Annotated in this window: 14 protein-coding genes; 5 read left to right on the top strand and 9 right to left on the bottom strand. The window is 32.7% G+C overall.

The genetic code is table 11. The annotated features are described in order from the left end of the window. Window positions 1-86: 86 nt before the first annotated feature. Genes ACYEKI_RS12195 through ACYEKI_RS12185 form a run of 3 tightly spaced genes read left to right on the top strand, consistent with a single transcriptional unit; the run spans window position 87 to window position 2,681 of the window. Entirely contained in the window at window positions 87-818 is a 732-nt protein-coding gene (locus ACYEKI_RS12195; protein WP_459211585.1) for a polyprenol monophosphomannose synthase, read from the top strand. A gap of 2 nt (window positions 819-820) precedes the next feature. Beyond that, window positions 821-2,161, top strand: a complete 1,341-nt coding sequence (locus ACYEKI_RS12190) for a dihydroorotase (RefSeq protein WP_459211472.1) — start codon at window positions 821-823, stop codon at window positions 2,159-2,161. Window positions 2,162-2,165: 4 nt separating this feature from the next. After that, a complete protein-coding gene (locus ACYEKI_RS12185) occupies window positions 2,166-2,681 on the top strand; it encodes a DUF4296 domain-containing protein (RefSeq protein WP_459211471.1) in 516 nt (171 codons plus the stop codon). On the opposite strand, the gene ACYEKI_RS12180 is transcribed toward ACYEKI_RS12185, so the two are convergent. Then, window positions 2,659-3,660, bottom strand: coding sequence for an SDR family oxidoreductase (locus tag ACYEKI_RS12180; RefSeq protein WP_459211470.1), 1,002 nt, complete (start codon window positions 3,658-3,660; stop codon window positions 2,659-2,661). The two genes, ACYEKI_RS12185 and ACYEKI_RS12180, sit on opposite strands and share 23 nt — an antisense overlap. A 114-nt stretch (window positions 3,661-3,774) precedes the next feature. Between ACYEKI_RS12180 and tyrS the strand changes: the two genes are divergently transcribed. After that, window positions 3,775-5,070 (top strand): tyrosine--tRNA ligase, encoded by a 1,296-nt coding sequence (gene tyrS / locus ACYEKI_RS12175; RefSeq protein WP_459211469.1) that lies wholly within the window; start codon window positions 3,775-3,777, stop codon window positions 5,068-5,070. A 120-nt stretch (window positions 5,071-5,190) separates the two neighbouring features. Here tyrS and ACYEKI_RS12170 read toward each other — a convergent pair whose 3' ends face one another. The 8 genes from ACYEKI_RS12170 to ACYEKI_RS12135 all read right to left on the bottom strand — a co-directional run bounded on the left by ACYEKI_RS12170 (window position 5,191) and on the right by ACYEKI_RS12135 (window position 14,614). Next, window positions 5,191-5,634, bottom strand: coding sequence for a YHS domain-containing (seleno)protein (locus ACYEKI_RS12170; RefSeq protein ID WP_459211468.1), 444 nt, complete (start codon window positions 5,632-5,634; stop codon window positions 5,191-5,193). 75 nt (window positions 5,635-5,709) lie between these two features. Continuing rightward, window positions 5,710-6,228 (bottom strand): DUF350 domain-containing protein, encoded by a 519-nt coding sequence (locus ACYEKI_RS12165; protein ID WP_459211467.1) that lies wholly within the window; start codon window positions 6,226-6,228, stop codon window positions 5,710-5,712. Continuing rightward, on the bottom strand, window positions 6,218-7,246 hold the full coding sequence (locus ACYEKI_RS12160; protein WP_459211466.1) for a hypothetical protein: 1,029 nt from the start codon (window positions 7,244-7,246) through the stop codon (window positions 6,218-6,220). Before ACYEKI_RS12160 ends, ACYEKI_RS12165 begins: the two co-directional genes overlap by 11 nt. A gap of 1 nt (window position 7,247) precedes the next feature. Then, window positions 7,248-8,231 (bottom strand): LuxE/PaaK family acyltransferase, encoded by a 984-nt coding sequence (locus tag ACYEKI_RS12155; RefSeq protein WP_459211465.1) that lies wholly within the window; start codon window positions 8,229-8,231, stop codon window positions 7,248-7,250. Between the two features lie 103 nt (window positions 8,232-8,334). Beyond that, window positions 8,335-10,068, bottom strand: a complete 1,734-nt coding sequence (locus tag ACYEKI_RS12150; RefSeq protein ID WP_459211464.1) for a lamin tail domain-containing protein — start codon at window positions 10,066-10,068, stop codon at window positions 8,335-8,337. A gap of 104 nt (window positions 10,069-10,172) precedes the next feature. Next, window positions 10,173-10,502 (bottom strand): T9SS type A sorting domain-containing protein, encoded by a 330-nt coding sequence (locus tag ACYEKI_RS12145; protein ID WP_459211463.1) that lies wholly within the window; start codon window positions 10,500-10,502, stop codon window positions 10,173-10,175. 114 nt (window positions 10,503-10,616) lie between these two features. Continuing rightward, window positions 10,617-11,789, bottom strand: a complete 1,173-nt coding sequence (locus ACYEKI_RS12140; RefSeq protein WP_459211462.1) for a multidrug transporter — start codon at window positions 11,787-11,789, stop codon at window positions 10,617-10,619. A 41-nt stretch (window positions 11,790-11,830) separates the two neighbouring features. Continuing rightward, entirely contained in the window at window positions 11,831-14,614 is a 2,784-nt protein-coding gene (locus ACYEKI_RS12135; protein ID WP_459211461.1) for a TonB-dependent receptor, read from the bottom strand. 179 nt (window positions 14,615-14,793) lie between these two features. On the opposite strand from ACYEKI_RS12135, the gene ACYEKI_RS12130 reads away from it, so the two are divergent. Then, window positions 14,794-15,477, top strand: coding sequence for a response regulator transcription factor (locus ACYEKI_RS12130; RefSeq protein WP_459211460.1), 684 nt, complete (start codon window positions 14,794-14,796; stop codon window positions 15,475-15,477). Window positions 15,478-15,479: the final 2 nt, after the last annotated feature.

Below are 15,479 nucleotides of genomic sequence, written 5' to 3'. Positions count from 1 at the left end.
TTGGATTGTAATACAAAACTATAACAATAGTAATGTATAGAAGTAACTCACAATTATTTGAGTATATTTGCCTGAAAACAGCTTTAATGGTAGATTCATTAGTTATTATTCCTACCTACAATGAGATTGAAAACATAGAGCGAATAATACATAGTGTTTTTTCGCAGGATATTTCATTTGATATCCTCGTTGTTGATGATAATTCCCCAGATGGTACAGCGACCAAAGTAAAACAATTACAAGAACAATATAGCGATCGACTATTTATAGAAGAACGCAAAGGAAAACAAGGATTAGGAACTGCTTATATTCATGGATTTAAATGGGCTTTGAGAAAGTCATATCAATATATTTTTGAAATGGATGCAGATTTTTCTCATAATCCTAACGATTTACCTAGATTATATCAATCATGTATAGAAAATGAAGGAGATATAGTAATAGGTTCTCGATACATAACAGGAGTTAATGTGGTAAATTGGCCTATGAGTAGAGTGTTGTTATCGTGGGGAGCTTCAAAATATGTTCAAATGATTACAGGCATGGACATACATGATACAACAGCTGGTTTTGTATGCTATAAAAGAGCGGTATTAGAAAAAATTAATCTAGATAAAATACGATTTGTAGGCTATGCATTTCAAATCGAAATGAAGTTTAAAACCTATTTATTAGGTTTTAATATTAAAGAGATTCCGGTCATCTTTACCGATAGAACACAAGGAAAATCAAAAATGAGTGGTTCTATCATATCCGAAGCTATCTTTGGAGTATTAAAAATGAAAATCAAAAGTTTATTTAAGCGTTACGAAATATAATCATGGAAAAAGTACTGATTAAAAATGCAAACATTGTTAATGAAGGCAAAATTATCAATGGAGAAATCTATATTGAAGGAGGGGTAATCAAAGAGATTGCAGAACAGATAAGTGCAAAAACACCAGATGTACGTATTTTTGATGCAGAAGGTAATTATGTATTGCCTGGGGTAATTGATGATCAAGTACACTTTAGAGAGCCTGGACTTACTCATAAGGCTAATATAGAAACAGAATCCAGAGCAGCTATAGCAGGAGGTATTACTTCGTTTATAGAAATGCCTAATACAGTACCACAAACTACTACAGTAGAAAAACTAGAAGAGAAATTTGCAATAGCGGCAGAGAGTAGTTATGCTAACTATTCGTTTATGTTTGGAGGAACGAATGATAATTTAGATGAAATTCTAAAATTAGATCCAAAGAAAGTAGCCGCTTTAAAATTATTTTTAGGTTCATCTACTGGAAATATGTTAGTAGATAATCCAGAAGTATTAGAAAAAATCTTTTCTTCTACAGAATTATTGATAGCCGTTCATTGTGAAGATGAAGGAACGATTAGAGCGAATACAGCAAAATATAAAGAAGAATTTGGAGATGATATTCCTATTAAATATCACCCGATAATAAGAAGTGAAGAAGCTTGCTATCTTTCTTCTTCTAAAGCAGTAGAATTAGCGAAAAAAACAGGAGCTAGATTACATATTTTCCATTTATCAACAGCAAAAGAATTAGAACTGTTTACAAATAAAATTCCACTAGAAGAAAAGAAAATTACAGCAGAAGTATGTATTCATCATCTATGGTTTAGTGATAAGGATTATGAAGAGAAAGGAACTTTTATCAAATGGAATCCAGCAGTAAAAACAGAGCAAGATCGAGATGCCTTATTAAAAGCTTTATTAGATGATAAAATTGATGTAGTAGCAACAGATCATGCACCTCATACCAAAGAAGAAAAAAGTAATGTGTATACTAAGGCACCTTCTGGAGGACCTCTTGTACAGCATGCATTACCTGCTATGTTAGAGCTATATCATCAAGGAAAAATTAGCTTAGAAAAGATCGTTGAAAAAATGTGTCATAATCCAGCAAGATTATTTGAGGTAGAAAAGAGAGGATACATTAAAGAAGGATATTATGCAGACTTGGTGTTAGTAGATTTAAACTCACCATGGACAGTAAAAACAGAGAATATATTATATAAATGTGGATGGTCTCCTTTTGAAGGAACTACATTTAAATCAAGAATAACACATACCTTTGTAAATGGTAGTTTGGCATATCATAATTTTAAACCTACTGGGGTAAAGAATGGAGCTAGGCTAACATTCAATAGATAAAAAGATGATGAAGCGAGTAATTTTAGGCTTAGGGATTTTAGCAATTTCTTGTCAAAGTATAGAAAAAATAAATAAACCAGAGAATTTAATTCCTGAAGACAAGATGGTAGCAGTGTTGACAGATTTGGCTATTGCTAGAACTGCTAAAGCTGTAAACAAAAAAGTATTTACTGAAAAAGAAATTCATCCAGTAGATTTGGTATATAAAAAACACGGAATAGATAGTGTTACTTTTATAAAAAGTAATGAGTGGTATGCTTCTAGATTAGAAGAATATGATAAACTTTTTGAACGTGTAAAAGATACTATAAAGAAATCTAAAGAACTTTATGCCAAAATTGTTAAGCGAGAAGACTCTATTAAGAAAATTCAAGATTCTATAGCAAAGCTTAAAAAGAAAGACGAAAAAATAGAACGAAAACTAGATAAGAAAGCAATAGAACGAAAGCTTAAAATTGATACCGAAATAGATGCAGCAAAGAAAAAAAGAGGTGCAATCACTCCTGTAAAAAAAGAGTAGCCGTTTTTTTAATACTTTCTTCAATAGGTATAAAAGAATAATTAAGTGCTTTTTTTAGCTTGACATTTTTATAAAGACAGTTAGTAAAAGCACTTTTTGCTGTAGTCTTATAAATAGAAGGAGTGATACCTAATGTTTTATAAGCAGCCCATTGCAATCTCCATGCTACTTGAAAAATAAAAGGAGAGACTTTCTTTTTAGGAGCAGACTTACCTAAAGCTCTAGCCATAGAAGAGAAAATACTTTTAAAACTTAAGTTTTCTGAAACTAAAATATAACGCTCATTAGTATACTCACCATTCATAAGTGCAATCATAGGAGTAACTACGTCTTCTATAGCTACATAGCCAGTGACTCCACAAGTATAGTAATTAAACCCTTTATTGATTTTAGAAAATAAAGAACCACTACCACTATTAAAGAAACCAGAACCGATAATAACACCTGGATTTACAATAACGGCATTAAGCCCTTCTTGAGTACCTCTCCAGACTTCCATTTCTGCTCCATATTTTGTGATAGCATAAACAGAGTTAAGAGATTCGGGATTCCAATCATTTTCTTCGTCAAAATAATTTTTGGTAGGATCATCACCTAGAGTAGCAATAGAGCTTACATAGCATAATTTTTGGATTTGATTTGCGATAGAAAGATTAACGATATTAGCGGTACCTTCAATATTGATTTTTCTTAGTTTTTTATAATGATCTGGATTAAAAGAGATCATAGCAGCACAGTGATATACATGAGTAATACCTTTAAAAACTATTTCTAGAGTAGGAATATCATTGATATCGGCAAGAATCCAATCAATTTTGTCAAAAGCAGTAGCATCATTGTGATAGTGTAGAAAAACACGTTTAGCTTGTTCTTTTTTTTGATCAGAACGATAAATTGCTCTAATGTTTTTATGCGTTTTGCATAATTGTGCAATTAAATGTGATCCTACTAATCCTGTGGCTCCGGTAACTAAAATCATAAATATAAACTATATCCAAAGGACTAAAGTAAGGAATTTGGGATTTCTGATCTAAAAGATAGCGAATAATATGCTAATTTTTATCTTTGTTGAAGTTTAAAATATGCAGACAAAATGATAAAGAATTTTATAGAAGAAATCACTTGGCGAGGAATGTTACATGATGTGATGCCTAACACAGAGGAGCACTTAATGGAGGAGATGAGAGGTGCTTATGTAGGGATAGATCCTACAGCAGATTCATTACATATAGGACATTTAGTAGGAGTGATGATGTTGCGTCATTTTCAGTTGGCAGGACACAAACCATTCGCTTTGGTAGGTGGTGCAACGGGAATGATAGGAGATCCTTCTGGAAAATCTGCAGAACGTAATTTGCTTGATGAGGCTACATTACGTCACAATCAAGAAGCAATCAAAGAACAATTATCTAGATTCTTAGATTTTGATAGCGATGCACCTAATGCAGCCGAGCTAGTGAATAATTACGACTGGATGAAAGATTTTTCATTTTTGGATTTTATTCGTGATGTAGGTAAACATATTACGGTGAACTATATGATGGCAAAAGACTCGGTTAAAAAACGTTTGTCGTCTGAGTCGTCTGAAGGAATGTCATTTACAGAGTTTACATATCAATTAGTGCAAGGATACGATTTCTTACATCTATATAGAGATAAAAACTGTACGCTTCAAATGGGAGGTAGTGACCAGTGGGGTAATATCACTACAGGAACTGAGCTGATTAGAAGGATAGGAGGAGGAAAAGGATATGCCCTTACTTGTCCTTTAATTACTAAAGCAGACGGTACGAAATTTGGAAAGACAGAAGGAGGAAACATTTGGTTAGATGCTAATCGTACTTCTCCATATAAATTTTACCAATACTGGTTGAATACTAGTGATGAAGATGCAGAAAAATATATCAAGATATTTACATTCTTAGCCAAAGAAGAAATAGAAACGCTAGTTGAAGCTCATAAAGAAGCACCACACCAACGTGCGTTACAAAAGAAATTGGCAGAAGAGATAACTATAATGGTACATTCTCAAGAAGATTTGGATAATGCGATTAAAGCTTCAAATATTTTATTTGGTAAATCAACTTCTGCAGATCTAAAAGATCTAGATGAAGCTACTTTTTTAGATGTTTTTGAAGGAGTACCACAAGCAGAGATTTCTAAAAACCTTATCGAAGAAGAATTAGATGTAATTGGTGCTTTGGTTGAGCATGGAGGGTTCTTAAAATCCAATGGTGAAGCAAGAAGAGCTTTAAAAGAGAATTCTATTTCGGTAAATAAAGAAAAGATCAAAGAAGGATATAAAATTTCGAAAGAAGATCTAATTAATGATCGTTTTGTACTGTTACAAAGAGGTAAAAAGAATTACTTTGTATTAAGTATTAAATAATTAATTATATAAAAATATAAAGCCTGCTTAAGTACTATACTTAGCAGGCTTTACAACTAACCAATCAATTATTGAAAAAAAACTTTATTGTGTTTATACAGTTACTCTCTGTATAATTTTTTATTTCGTTTTTAAATTTTTCCAGTTTTTATCTGCTTCGGTCTTTAAGGTATTTGCACCTTCTTTTAACCATTTTTTAAGCGTATTAGTTCCCCAAGAATTATAGAATAAATATAATTTACCATCTCTTATTTCAAAAGTTTTAGGATCTATACTAACTTTCTTTCCTTTTGCAATTGCATAAGCACAATATCCACCGTATTCTGGAATAAATTTATCAGGGGTACTTTTAAATTTATCTAGGTTTGCTTTATTCGCAAATTTATATTTAACATTATCATGAGTATAAGTGAAACTAGATTTTCCTTTTACAGCTTTATTGTTAAAATATTCTGTTACATCATATCCTTCAGCTACAAAACCATCATCAGTATTATAATCAATTTTTTGGGCATTTAATGTTAATGTAAATACCAGTAATATAAAGGTAATCAAGCGTTTCATTATAAATTATTGTTTATTTGTTATGTGTCAATTCAGTCGTAAATTAAAAAAGCACATTACAAATACTTTACAATTTTATAATAAAAAGTTAGCATTTTCGGTATACGGAAGCAAGGCACTAATTAGTAAACTAATACTGTTTTTTGAGATTAATGTAATGGAAATGAGAATAGAAGAAACGAGAATTGCAGTAGAAATATTATTTTGTTGAATATCTTTAAATTCATTGATACCCCTTGTAAGAATAGAGAATAAAAAGAAAACAGCAGTGTTGATAAGAACTGCAAAAAGAAACCCTATAAACAGATATAAACCAGAGTATTGAATTAATGTGCCTAAATGGATTTGATGTTGCCCAGTCATCGATAGACGAATGATATTTGTAATAGAAGGAATGATTTCGCTTAAAATCATACCAATAGAAAGAATAATACCACTAGTAAAGATCGTAAAAGCAGTATTTCCTTCTCTTAATGAAGTATTCTTAAAAAATAAACGATTTAAGATAGTGTATGAGATATAAAAAATAAGAATAGAGATTAATATCGCTAGAGTAAGCTCTATTACGGCTAGAGTAATTAGTTTAGTTTGCATAAGAAGAAGTATTAGTGAGTACAATATCCCAATGATTAATATTATCAAAACTCTCTGGAAGCGTTCCTAGAGTATAGTATTTGTTTGTGGTTTCCCAAGTGTAATAGCGTTTTCCTTGATGAATTTTATAATCACCACTAGCGGGTAGATTTAAGCCTAATATAGAGTGTTTGTAGTATTGACTATTAAGTATGGCTACATCATAACCAAAATGACTTAAAAGTGCGTAAATAATAACAGTGCGCGTATCGCAATCTCCTTTTAAATTTCCCATAAATCCAACAGGGTTTTGAATCCCGTAAGGAATATTACCAATACAACAGTCAGAACAGTCTTCTAATATACTCCTGATGTTTTGTTCGTAATTTTCTGGAGCTTGACATTCCTCACTAAAAACTAAGGCATAAGGGATATCTTGAATAAAGGTAACTACCATTTCGGCAAAATCTAACTTATTAAGATTATGCTCTTTTTGTATAAGTGAAAGACGTTCTATAATTAGATCTAGGTGAGGGGTATCTTTTTTTATGAGATGATCATATAAAGAAGTCCAGCTTTTAATAATTGTTGATTTGGTATAATTAAGATATTCTATTTTAGAATTGATATAATCTTTTTCTCTTACAGAAAAAGTACCTTTATAATCATTACCATAATTATCTACCCATTCTCGAGTTTGACTATATAAAATAATTGAATCCCCTTTTTCATATTTTTTTTCGGTAAAAACCTGTTCTTCTTCATTAGAAACCTTAGGTTTTGTAATAGTAGGAGAAGAGAGTCTAGGAATAAAGAAAAGTAAAAGGATAATAACAATACTACTTAACGGAAGGAAATTAGTTTGATGCTTTGTGATTTTATAAATGCTATAAGATATAACTAATAAGATAAACGAAAAAAGGTAAGTACCTTTAATAGGAAGTATTATAGAAATCATTGCATAAGCAATAAAAGCAATGATAAGTACTACCAAAAAAGTAAAACAACCTATAACCTTAGAAGTTTTCTTTTCTTGCATATTATAGCGCCATTAAGTTACATCCTCTAATATCACTATGGTCAAATCGCCCTATGATTTCAAAACTATTATCTGCATATACTCTACCTAAATCTTGAGTGGCGATAAAAGCACAGGAATTAAGGTTGGCCAAATCAATGATATTTACACCACCAGATTTGGCATGTGGTAATAATGTAAAAGGATCTTCTGGATCACGAGTGAGAACTTTCATCCATGGTGGGCAATAAAAAATACCATTACCTTTTGAGTATCCTTGAGATAATAATTCGGTCATGCCGTATTCGCTATGAATCATTGGGGTATTAAAGCCAGAACTTAATATCTCATGTAATTCATAACGGGTGAGTTCTTTTCGTCTACCTTTCATACCTCCCGTCTCCATAATGATGGTAGTTTCTTTGTTTACATTCACCTCATAGTTTTCTACTAAGTCAAGTAAAGCAAAAGAAACACCTATAAGTAAAACTTTACGATTTTGCTGCGAAAGCTTTCTTAGGATAGAAGCTAATTCTTCAAGATTGTGAAGATAAAAACCGCTTTCGGGTTGATTACTCTGTGTTATTAAGGATTGTGCCATATAGACTAGAGAAGAACCCTCTCGTTCTAGATATGCTGGGAGCAAGGCTAAAACTACATACTCAGAAACATCTCCATAGAATAAATTAAAAGCAGTATTAAAGCTTTTTTCATAAAGATTTAAGTCAGTAATGTAATGCTTGCTGGTAATACTACCCGTGGTTCCACTACTAGTAAAGATTTTCTGGACCGGTTTAGAAGAACTTAGTAATTGTTCTTTTTTAAAAAACTCGATTGGTAAAAATGGGATTTCAGTATAATGTTTTACAGCAGTTTTTGATTTTCCTAATAAATTACAAAAACGCTGATAAGTATGGTTATGAGTATATTGTCGGCGAAAAACACGTAGTGCTACTTCGTTAAAATCGGTAGTGTTTTTTATAGAAAATATAGCATCAGATAACATAAAGTCGAGTATTGTTGATATATAGACCAACAAAGATAAAATAAAAAAACGCTCCTAATACGTAGCATTAGGAACGTTTTGAAATTATCGTGAACTAAAGAAACTAGCGAATCACTAATTTTTTAGTAGCAATTTTCTTTCCTTCTTGAGAGAACTGAACTAAGTAAATACCAGCAGCTAAATCAGCAGTGTTAACAGAAGAGTTATTTACTGTAGAAGCAAGTACTTGTTTCCCTAAGATGTTGAAAACTTTAATGTCAACATTTTCATTACCAGTAGTGAAGTTAAGTACTCCAGTGCTAGATGGGTTAGGGAACATATAGATTGCATTTCCGTTACGAGTAAAGCTATCCGTACTTAAGAAATCTGTAATATCTGCAGCATTTCTAGCTGTTAAGAAGAGATTAGTATTTCTTCCTGTAACAAGACCTACAATATTTTGAGGATCTGTATTGATAGCTGTACCGATATAATCAACATCAAAGAAAGAAGCTCTAAAAGTAAATGTATCAGAGTTTTGAGTTAATGTATATTCAGCACCATTTGTCCAGTCAGTGTTAACAGATGTATCAACAGTTACTTCTATAACAGAAATTAATTCAGATTCATAATTAACAGGATTAGCAGCTAAATCTGCTAAAGTAACTTCTTCTGGAGTAATAGTATTACCTGTTGTAGAAGCAGCACCTGGATCTTCGATAGGTACAAATTGTAAAAGACTATTAAAAGAAGTTAATTGCCCTTTGATTCCAGTGATCCCATCACCTACATTATAAGAAGTAGTAATGATTCCGTCATTGTCATCAATTAAGATAGCAGCAGTAGCATCTTGAATATATTTTTGACTTCTAAAAGATTGAGCATAAGTTAATAATGCTTCACCAGTAAGCATATAATAGTCTCCTTCTGTACCAGCTCTTAAAGCACCAATGTTAGCAACATTTGTGATTGATGCAACAGAAAAGTTAACTGTTTCTTTTACTTCAGGAGATAAAGCACCACCTGCATTTTTTAATTCTAAAGTTACAGTATATGATTCACCATCTGTAACAGTAACGTTGATAGGGCTAGATGTTGTTGTAGCAGGAGTTCCTCCGTTTACAATATATTCTACCACATTATCACCAGTTAAATCAAAATTGTTAGTTGAAAATGATACAGCAACAGAAGTTGTACCAGGAGCAAAAGTTGAAGCAGAAACGCTAGCATTTAATGAAGGGTCAGCAGAAGCACCAATCCAAGCACCTGGATCAAAATTACCAGGAGCATCTTGAGCAGCATTTGTATGACTAGTACATCCACTTACAGTATCATCAGCCCATACATTCCATTCTGATTCATCCCAAGTAGTATTAGCAGCAGTTACAGTAGCTTTACGTTCAGCTCTACCGTCTTCAAATTCGTGGCAAGTACCTGAACCATCTTCTCCAGGAACTCCAAAAATATCTACTAAAGTATCACTGTTGTTAAAAAGACCAATTTGATCATCACCATTACTATCAACAGGACCAGCAGTACCACCTTCTAGGTCTGCAGCAACACCATAAGCAGTTTGAAAAGCAGCAGCATTAGCTGCAATTACAGCAAAACCACCAGCAGATAAAGTTCCAAGTGGAGTTAAATCAACTTGGCTAGTAGTAGCAGCATTACCGTTAGTCCATCTTCTTAATTCCCATCCAGTTAAGTCAACATCTCCACCGCTAATATTGTAGATTTCAACATATCTTGTGTTTGCAGCAGTTGCGCTATTATTAGGATCGGCAAGTTCTGTAATGATCACCTGTCCAAAAGAAATAGACGAGATCAATAAAAATAATAAGAGAGTAATTTTTTTCATACTAATGTGTTTTTATTCTAGGTGCTAAAATAATGAAACCTAGTTATAAAACACAAAATATGAATTTATAGAAAGGGATTTAACCTAAACATAACATGAGAAAACTAGTGTACCACTAGTTTTCTGGTTGCTGTTTGGTCTTTTTCTTTGATTTTAATTATATAAACACCTGACTTTAAGGTTGAAATGTCAAGCTCCTTAGAAGTTATCACTTTAAACAATATTCTTTTTCCTAATACGTTATATATTTCGACTTGCTTAGTTAAAGCTCTAGTCGAATTGATATAAATTTTATTGGATGTAGTAGGATTTGGATAGATCGATAGCCCTTCAATAGTCTGATCAGAATTATTGATGGACTGGCTATGAGCATCCTGAAATGACAGAAAGCAACAGAGCAATAATGTTAAGATAGTAGGGTAAAATTTTTTCATACAAATAGCTTTGGGACTATAAAGGTACAACATTAATTTAAATGTTAAATAAAAAAAAACCGTCAAATTTGACGGTTTTTCTTGTTGTATGTGTTGTATGTGGTTTAAAATCGACTAGTTACGAGTCCATCCAGAACTCCAGTTGTCATAGTTAGCTCCTTGAGCAGTTCCTTCGTTTGAGAAGAAATCAGCTTCTGTAAATGAAGCTCCTGTATCATTTTTAAGCTTAGTTGTGATATCAGTAAATAAGATTCCGTCTACTGCAGTTTCATTATCAAGAACTCCTTGACCTGTAGGGCTGTTTCCAGAGTCACCATCAAGATCATAAGCTTCTTTAAATCCGATTAATTCTACATTACTAAACATAGCTCTAGTACCAGCTCTTAAGCGAATAGCTTCGTTATCATTTGTAGAACCTCTACCTAAGATAGTAATATTGTTTACTGTTGGCGCAGACCAAAAAACAGGATTAGAGTTGTTTCCTATATCTGTATTAAATCCGTCACCTTCGATACCTTTATCATGAGAAGCACTATGCTCGATATATACATTTGTTAATGTACCAGTATATCCTTCTGTCCAATCTACAGAATCATCTTGAGCACCAACAACAGAGATATAGCTAGCGTTAACAGTTCCACCAAAGAACTCTACACCATCATCTTTACCTTCAAATGCTTGGATATACTCAATAGTAGTTCCGTTTCCTACACCATAGAAAGAGAATCCATTATTTTCTGAAGAAGCATCTGCACTACCTCCAGAATACTCTACACGTACATATTTTAAAGTACCAGAGTTATCGTTAGTAATGCTTCCACCATAAGGTAAACCACCGATTTCTGAAGTAGAAGTTGCATCACCACCTGTTACAGAATTAATAGGAGCTTTTCCTAAAATGATAAGACCTCCCCAGTCTCCAGGATTAGGAGTTGACGCAGAAGAAGTAAACACGATAGGATTGCTAGAAGTACCTTCGGCCATTATTTTTCCACCTTGTTGTACAGCAATATATACATCTGCACCAGAAGCAGCTTTTACTACAACCCCTGGGTTGATAGTTAAGGTTCTACCAGAAGGAACAAGAAGTGCTTCTGTTAAGGTATATTCTTCATTTGCATCTAATGTTAAATCTTGAGATAAAGTACCTCCAATAACATTATCTGATGGGTTAGGGTCATCGCCACCACCTTGATTGATTACTACATCTGCAGTGTCGTCATCTGAACACCCGATAAATAAAGTAGCTGCTGTTAAAAGACTTAAGAGAAATTTACTAGTTTTCATAATAATTGTGTTGATTTAATTGCTTTTTTGATTTAGTAGTATTAAAATTTGTATTTCATTTGTAAACCGATATTGATCCCTCTTTTGTAAGTAGAAGTGATTATATCTCCTTGTGGAGTACCTTCTCTTACATATTCTATAGATGGATCTAAAATATTCTTTATGCTCGTATTGATCTCTAGATGTTTTCCAATGCTGTTTTTCCAGATGAAATCTAAAGTAGGAACTCCTTTTTCTATGATATTACCTAATTGACCAGAACCTAATGCATCTATACGATCTGAGAAATAAGAGAATACTAGGTTGGCAATAGGTTTATAGTTTCCAAAAGTTGGACTATAGTTAATATCAGCATTAATTAACCAAGGAGAAGCACCTTGCAGCTCATCTTCATCACGATCAAATGTAGTACTGAACGTTCCTTGAGTACTTTTTAAATCTTGCTTAGTATAAGTATATGTTGTGTTGAATCCAGCAGATAGAATATTCTTCTCGTCTTCGTCTTGTAATAAAGCTTTTCTTATTTCTAATTCAAAACCTAAAACTTCAGCTTTATCACCAGTTCTAAAGAAACGTTGTGTTCCTGTAGCATCATTAGCAACAACAAGGTTAATAGGATCGTTAATTTGTTTAGCAAAAGCTCCAAAAGAAAGTAATTCTCCTTTTGAAATAAACCATTCGTATTTAAGATCTAAATTGATAATGCTAGAAAAAGAAGGATCATCTAATAAGTCTGGATTACCTCCAACTCTTTTTGTTACATCTTCATAAACAAATGGAGCTACCTCTTTAAACTCAGGATTAGAAACTGTTCTACTTATAGAGAAACGTAAATTTTGATTTTCTTGTAATGCGTATTTAATGTTTAAACTAGGCAAGAAAAACACCTCATCTGCTGTTCTAAATTTAGGATCTGTAGCCGGTAAGTTGATTACATTATAAAAAATTTCTTGATCAAATAATTCTACACGTAATCCAGGTACAAATGACCACTTTTCTCCATGTTTATAGATGGCACTAGCATAAGCTGCGTGTACATTAAGTTTTCCGTTATACGTATTTTCTGGACGTCCAGGAAGATTAACGTTTCCTAATCCGTTGATAGGATCTAGACCTCTAAAAACAAAAGTATTAAATACAGTTCCGATATTTTCTTGAGTAAACAAACCATTAAGATCTCTTACATCACCAACAGGCGTATTAGGTTCGATAAAATCATATCCGTAGCGAATGTTTTCGAAATCACGCTCTTTTTGTCTTCCGTTGTACCCAAAATTGAAAGATAATTGTTCTGAAGCTTCGTAGTTTAAGTTGATACGAGCATTGATCTCATCATCGGTGATATCTTGGAAATAACGTTGATTATCAAAAACGATATTATTAAAGAAAAAACCATTTGTAGTAGGATCATTATCAAGTTCAAGATCATAACGCTCGACACTAATACGTTTACGATCTGGTTGTCTTGATAATACTTTGTTATATCCAATTCCCCAGTCTAGTTTTAATTTTTCTGTTAATGTACTCGTACCAGTTAACTGGTTTACATAAATCATATCTTGATCAAATTGTACATTTGATTGATAAAAACCTCTATCCGTATCTAAGATGGCGTCACGGTTAGAACCTTCACCATTAATACCATAATATCCAACCTCATCTGTAGCATCATTGATAAATAAAGAGTTAAACTTTACTTTATGATTGCTATTGATTTTATATCCTAACGAAAGTAACGCCGTAGTATTTCTGCTATATTCAAACTCTTCTACATTAGGAAAACGTTTTTTAGTTACCGTTGTAAAATCTACAGCGGTACCTTCTCGGTATTCATATGAGTTGCTAAAAGAAGCAGTAGCAAGAAGGCTTATTCTAGATTCCTCTCCGATGTTCCAAGATTTTCCTCCAGAAATACTTCCGTTAAGCCCTATAGTTCCATCTGTCGCTTCAGCATCAACACCATGAGATAAGATAACGGCATAAGGATTATTTTGATAGCGATTGTAGAAACCAAAGAAACCAGTTCCTTCACTTTTAAAGAAGTCTTCGTTTACAGAATTTGTATTAATACTAGAACCTATATCAGCATTAATAAAGAAATCACCTTTGTGTTCTTTAGAAAGAATATCAACATTACCAGCGGCAAAGTCGCCATAAAAATTAGCAGCATAAGTTTTACTTACACCTACGTTTTTGATGATATCTGAGTTAAAAAGATTTAGGTCAATATTTTTCTTTTCAATATCGTTAGAAGGTAAAGGTAAACCGTTAAATGTTGTATTAAGATAGCGATCACCTAATCCTCTTACATATACATTACTTCCTCCTTGTTGTTTAGAAATACCAGAGATTTTTGCTACTGCGCCAGCAGCATCACTTACTCCTTTACGAGCTAATTCTTGTGCACCAATAGCTTGTTTAATTACAACAGCATTTTTTTGTTCTAATAATAAAGCTGTTTCACGTTCTCTACTTGTCTGTACTTTAATTACAACATCATCAAGTACTGCTGCAGTTGCACCTAGTGCAGAGTCAATTACAGTTACTTTATTGGGTTCAACCACAACATTAGGAACTTGAACAGTTTCATATCCAGTAAAACTGAATTCTAATGTATAAGTACCTACAGGTACGTTATTGATAGTATATAATCCGTCAAAATCAGTAGTAGTACCTTGAGTAGTACCTTTAAGTATAATATTTGCGAAAGGTAATGGTTGATTATTAGATTCTTTGTCAAGAAGTTTACCGCTTATCGAACCGGTGTCCTGAGCAAAGTTTATTGCAAAAGAAAACAAAGCAATAAATGTAAATAGTTTTTTCATTTTTAGTAATATTCTGTAATTTGGGGCAAAGGAAAGGAGTAATGATAAGATAGGGCTATTGAAATGTATTATTTATCTATGATATTAACGTTAGGGAATTGTTACGAAGAAATTTTGATGTAAAACGATGTATTTTAAGTAGTATATTAGCCACGAAACACACTCTTAAATAGCAAACAATGAATAAAAAAGACATTACCATCCTATTAGTTGATGATGAGCCGGATATTTTAGAAATAGTGGGATATAACCTGACTGCCGAGGGGTATACAGTAATAACTGCAGAGAATGGAAGTAAGGCGATAAAGATTGCTAAAAAGAAGAAACCTCACCTTATTATTCTAGATGTAATGATGCCAGAAATGGACGGAATAGAGGCTTGTGAGAACATTAGAAGAATTCCAGAATTAGAAGATACAATTGTTACATTTTTAACGGCTAGAGGAGAAGATTATTCTCAAGTTGCAGGTTTTGATGCTGGTGCAGATGATTATATAACTAAACCAATTAAGCCAAAAGTATTAGTAAGTAAGGTTAAGGCATTGTTAAGAAGGCTAAAAGAAGAAGATAATGCAGAAAATGTTGTTAAAATCGGAGACCTTACTATTAACAGAGATGAGTATAAAATTATCAAGGATAAGAAAGAATTGGTCTTACCTCGTAAAGAATTTGAACTGTTATCGCTTTTAGCTTCAAAACCAGGAAAAGTATTCAAACGCGAAGATATTTTGGATAAAGTATGGGGGAATGAAGTAATTGTAGGAGGAAGAACTATTGATGTTCATATTAGAAAACTTAGAGAGAAGATAGGAGATGAAAGCTTCAAAACTATTAAGGGAGTAGGATACAAGTTTGTAGTATAAAC

The organism is Aquimarina rhabdastrellae, assembly GCA_947387485.1.
Taxonomy (GTDB): domain Bacteria; phylum Bacteroidota; class Bacteroidia; order Flavobacteriales; family Flavobacteriaceae; genus Aquimarina.
Note: the sequence above shows the minus strand (reverse complement) of the source record. Positions and strands in the feature narration are given on the sequence as shown.

Coding starts and splice junctions, on each gene's coding strand:
- ACYEKI_RS12130 (WP_459211460.1), top strand. CDS start 14,794: ATGAATAAAAAAGACATTACCATCCTATTAGTTGATGATGAGCCGGAT.
- ACYEKI_RS12140 (WP_459211462.1), bottom strand. CDS start 11,789: ATGAAAACTAGTAAATTTCTCTTAAGTCTTTTAACAGCAGCTACTTTA.
- ACYEKI_RS12185 (WP_459211471.1), top strand. CDS start 2,166: ATGATGAAGCGAGTAATTTTAGGCTTAGGGATTTTAGCAATTTCTTGT.
- ACYEKI_RS12155 (WP_459211465.1), bottom strand. CDS start 8,231: ATGTTATCTGATGCTATATTTTCTATAAAAAACACTACCGATTTTAAC.
- tyrS (WP_459211469.1), top strand. CDS start 3,775: ATGATAAAGAATTTTATAGAAGAAATCACTTGGCGAGGAATGTTACAT.
- ACYEKI_RS12165 (WP_459211467.1), bottom strand. CDS start 6,228: ATGCAAACTAAACTAATTACTCTAGCCGTAATAGAGCTTACTCTAGCG.
- ACYEKI_RS12150 (WP_459211464.1), bottom strand. CDS start 10,068: ATGAAAAAAATTACTCTCTTATTATTTTTATTGATCTCGTCTATTTCT.
- ACYEKI_RS12190 (WP_459211472.1), top strand. CDS start 821: ATGGAAAAAGTACTGATTAAAAATGCAAACATTGTTAATGAAGGCAAA.
- ACYEKI_RS12145 (WP_459211463.1), bottom strand. CDS start 10,502: ATGAAAAAATTTTACCCTACTATCTTAACATTATTGCTCTGTTGCTTT.
- ACYEKI_RS12135 (WP_459211461.1), bottom strand. CDS start 14,614: ATGAAAAAACTATTTACATTTATTGCTTTGTTTTCTTTTGCAATAAAC.
- ACYEKI_RS12160 (WP_459211466.1), bottom strand. CDS start 7,246: ATGCAAGAAAAGAAAACTTCTAAGGTTATAGGTTGTTTTACTTTTTTG.
- ACYEKI_RS12170 (WP_459211468.1), bottom strand. CDS start 5,634: ATGAAACGCTTGATTACCTTTATATTACTGGTATTTACATTAACATTA.
- ACYEKI_RS12195 (WP_459211585.1), top strand. CDS start 87: ATGGTAGATTCATTAGTTATTATTCCTACCTACAATGAGATTGAAAAC.
- ACYEKI_RS12180 (WP_459211470.1), bottom strand. CDS start 3,660: ATGATTTTAGTTACCGGAGCCACAGGATTAGTAGGATCACATTTAATT.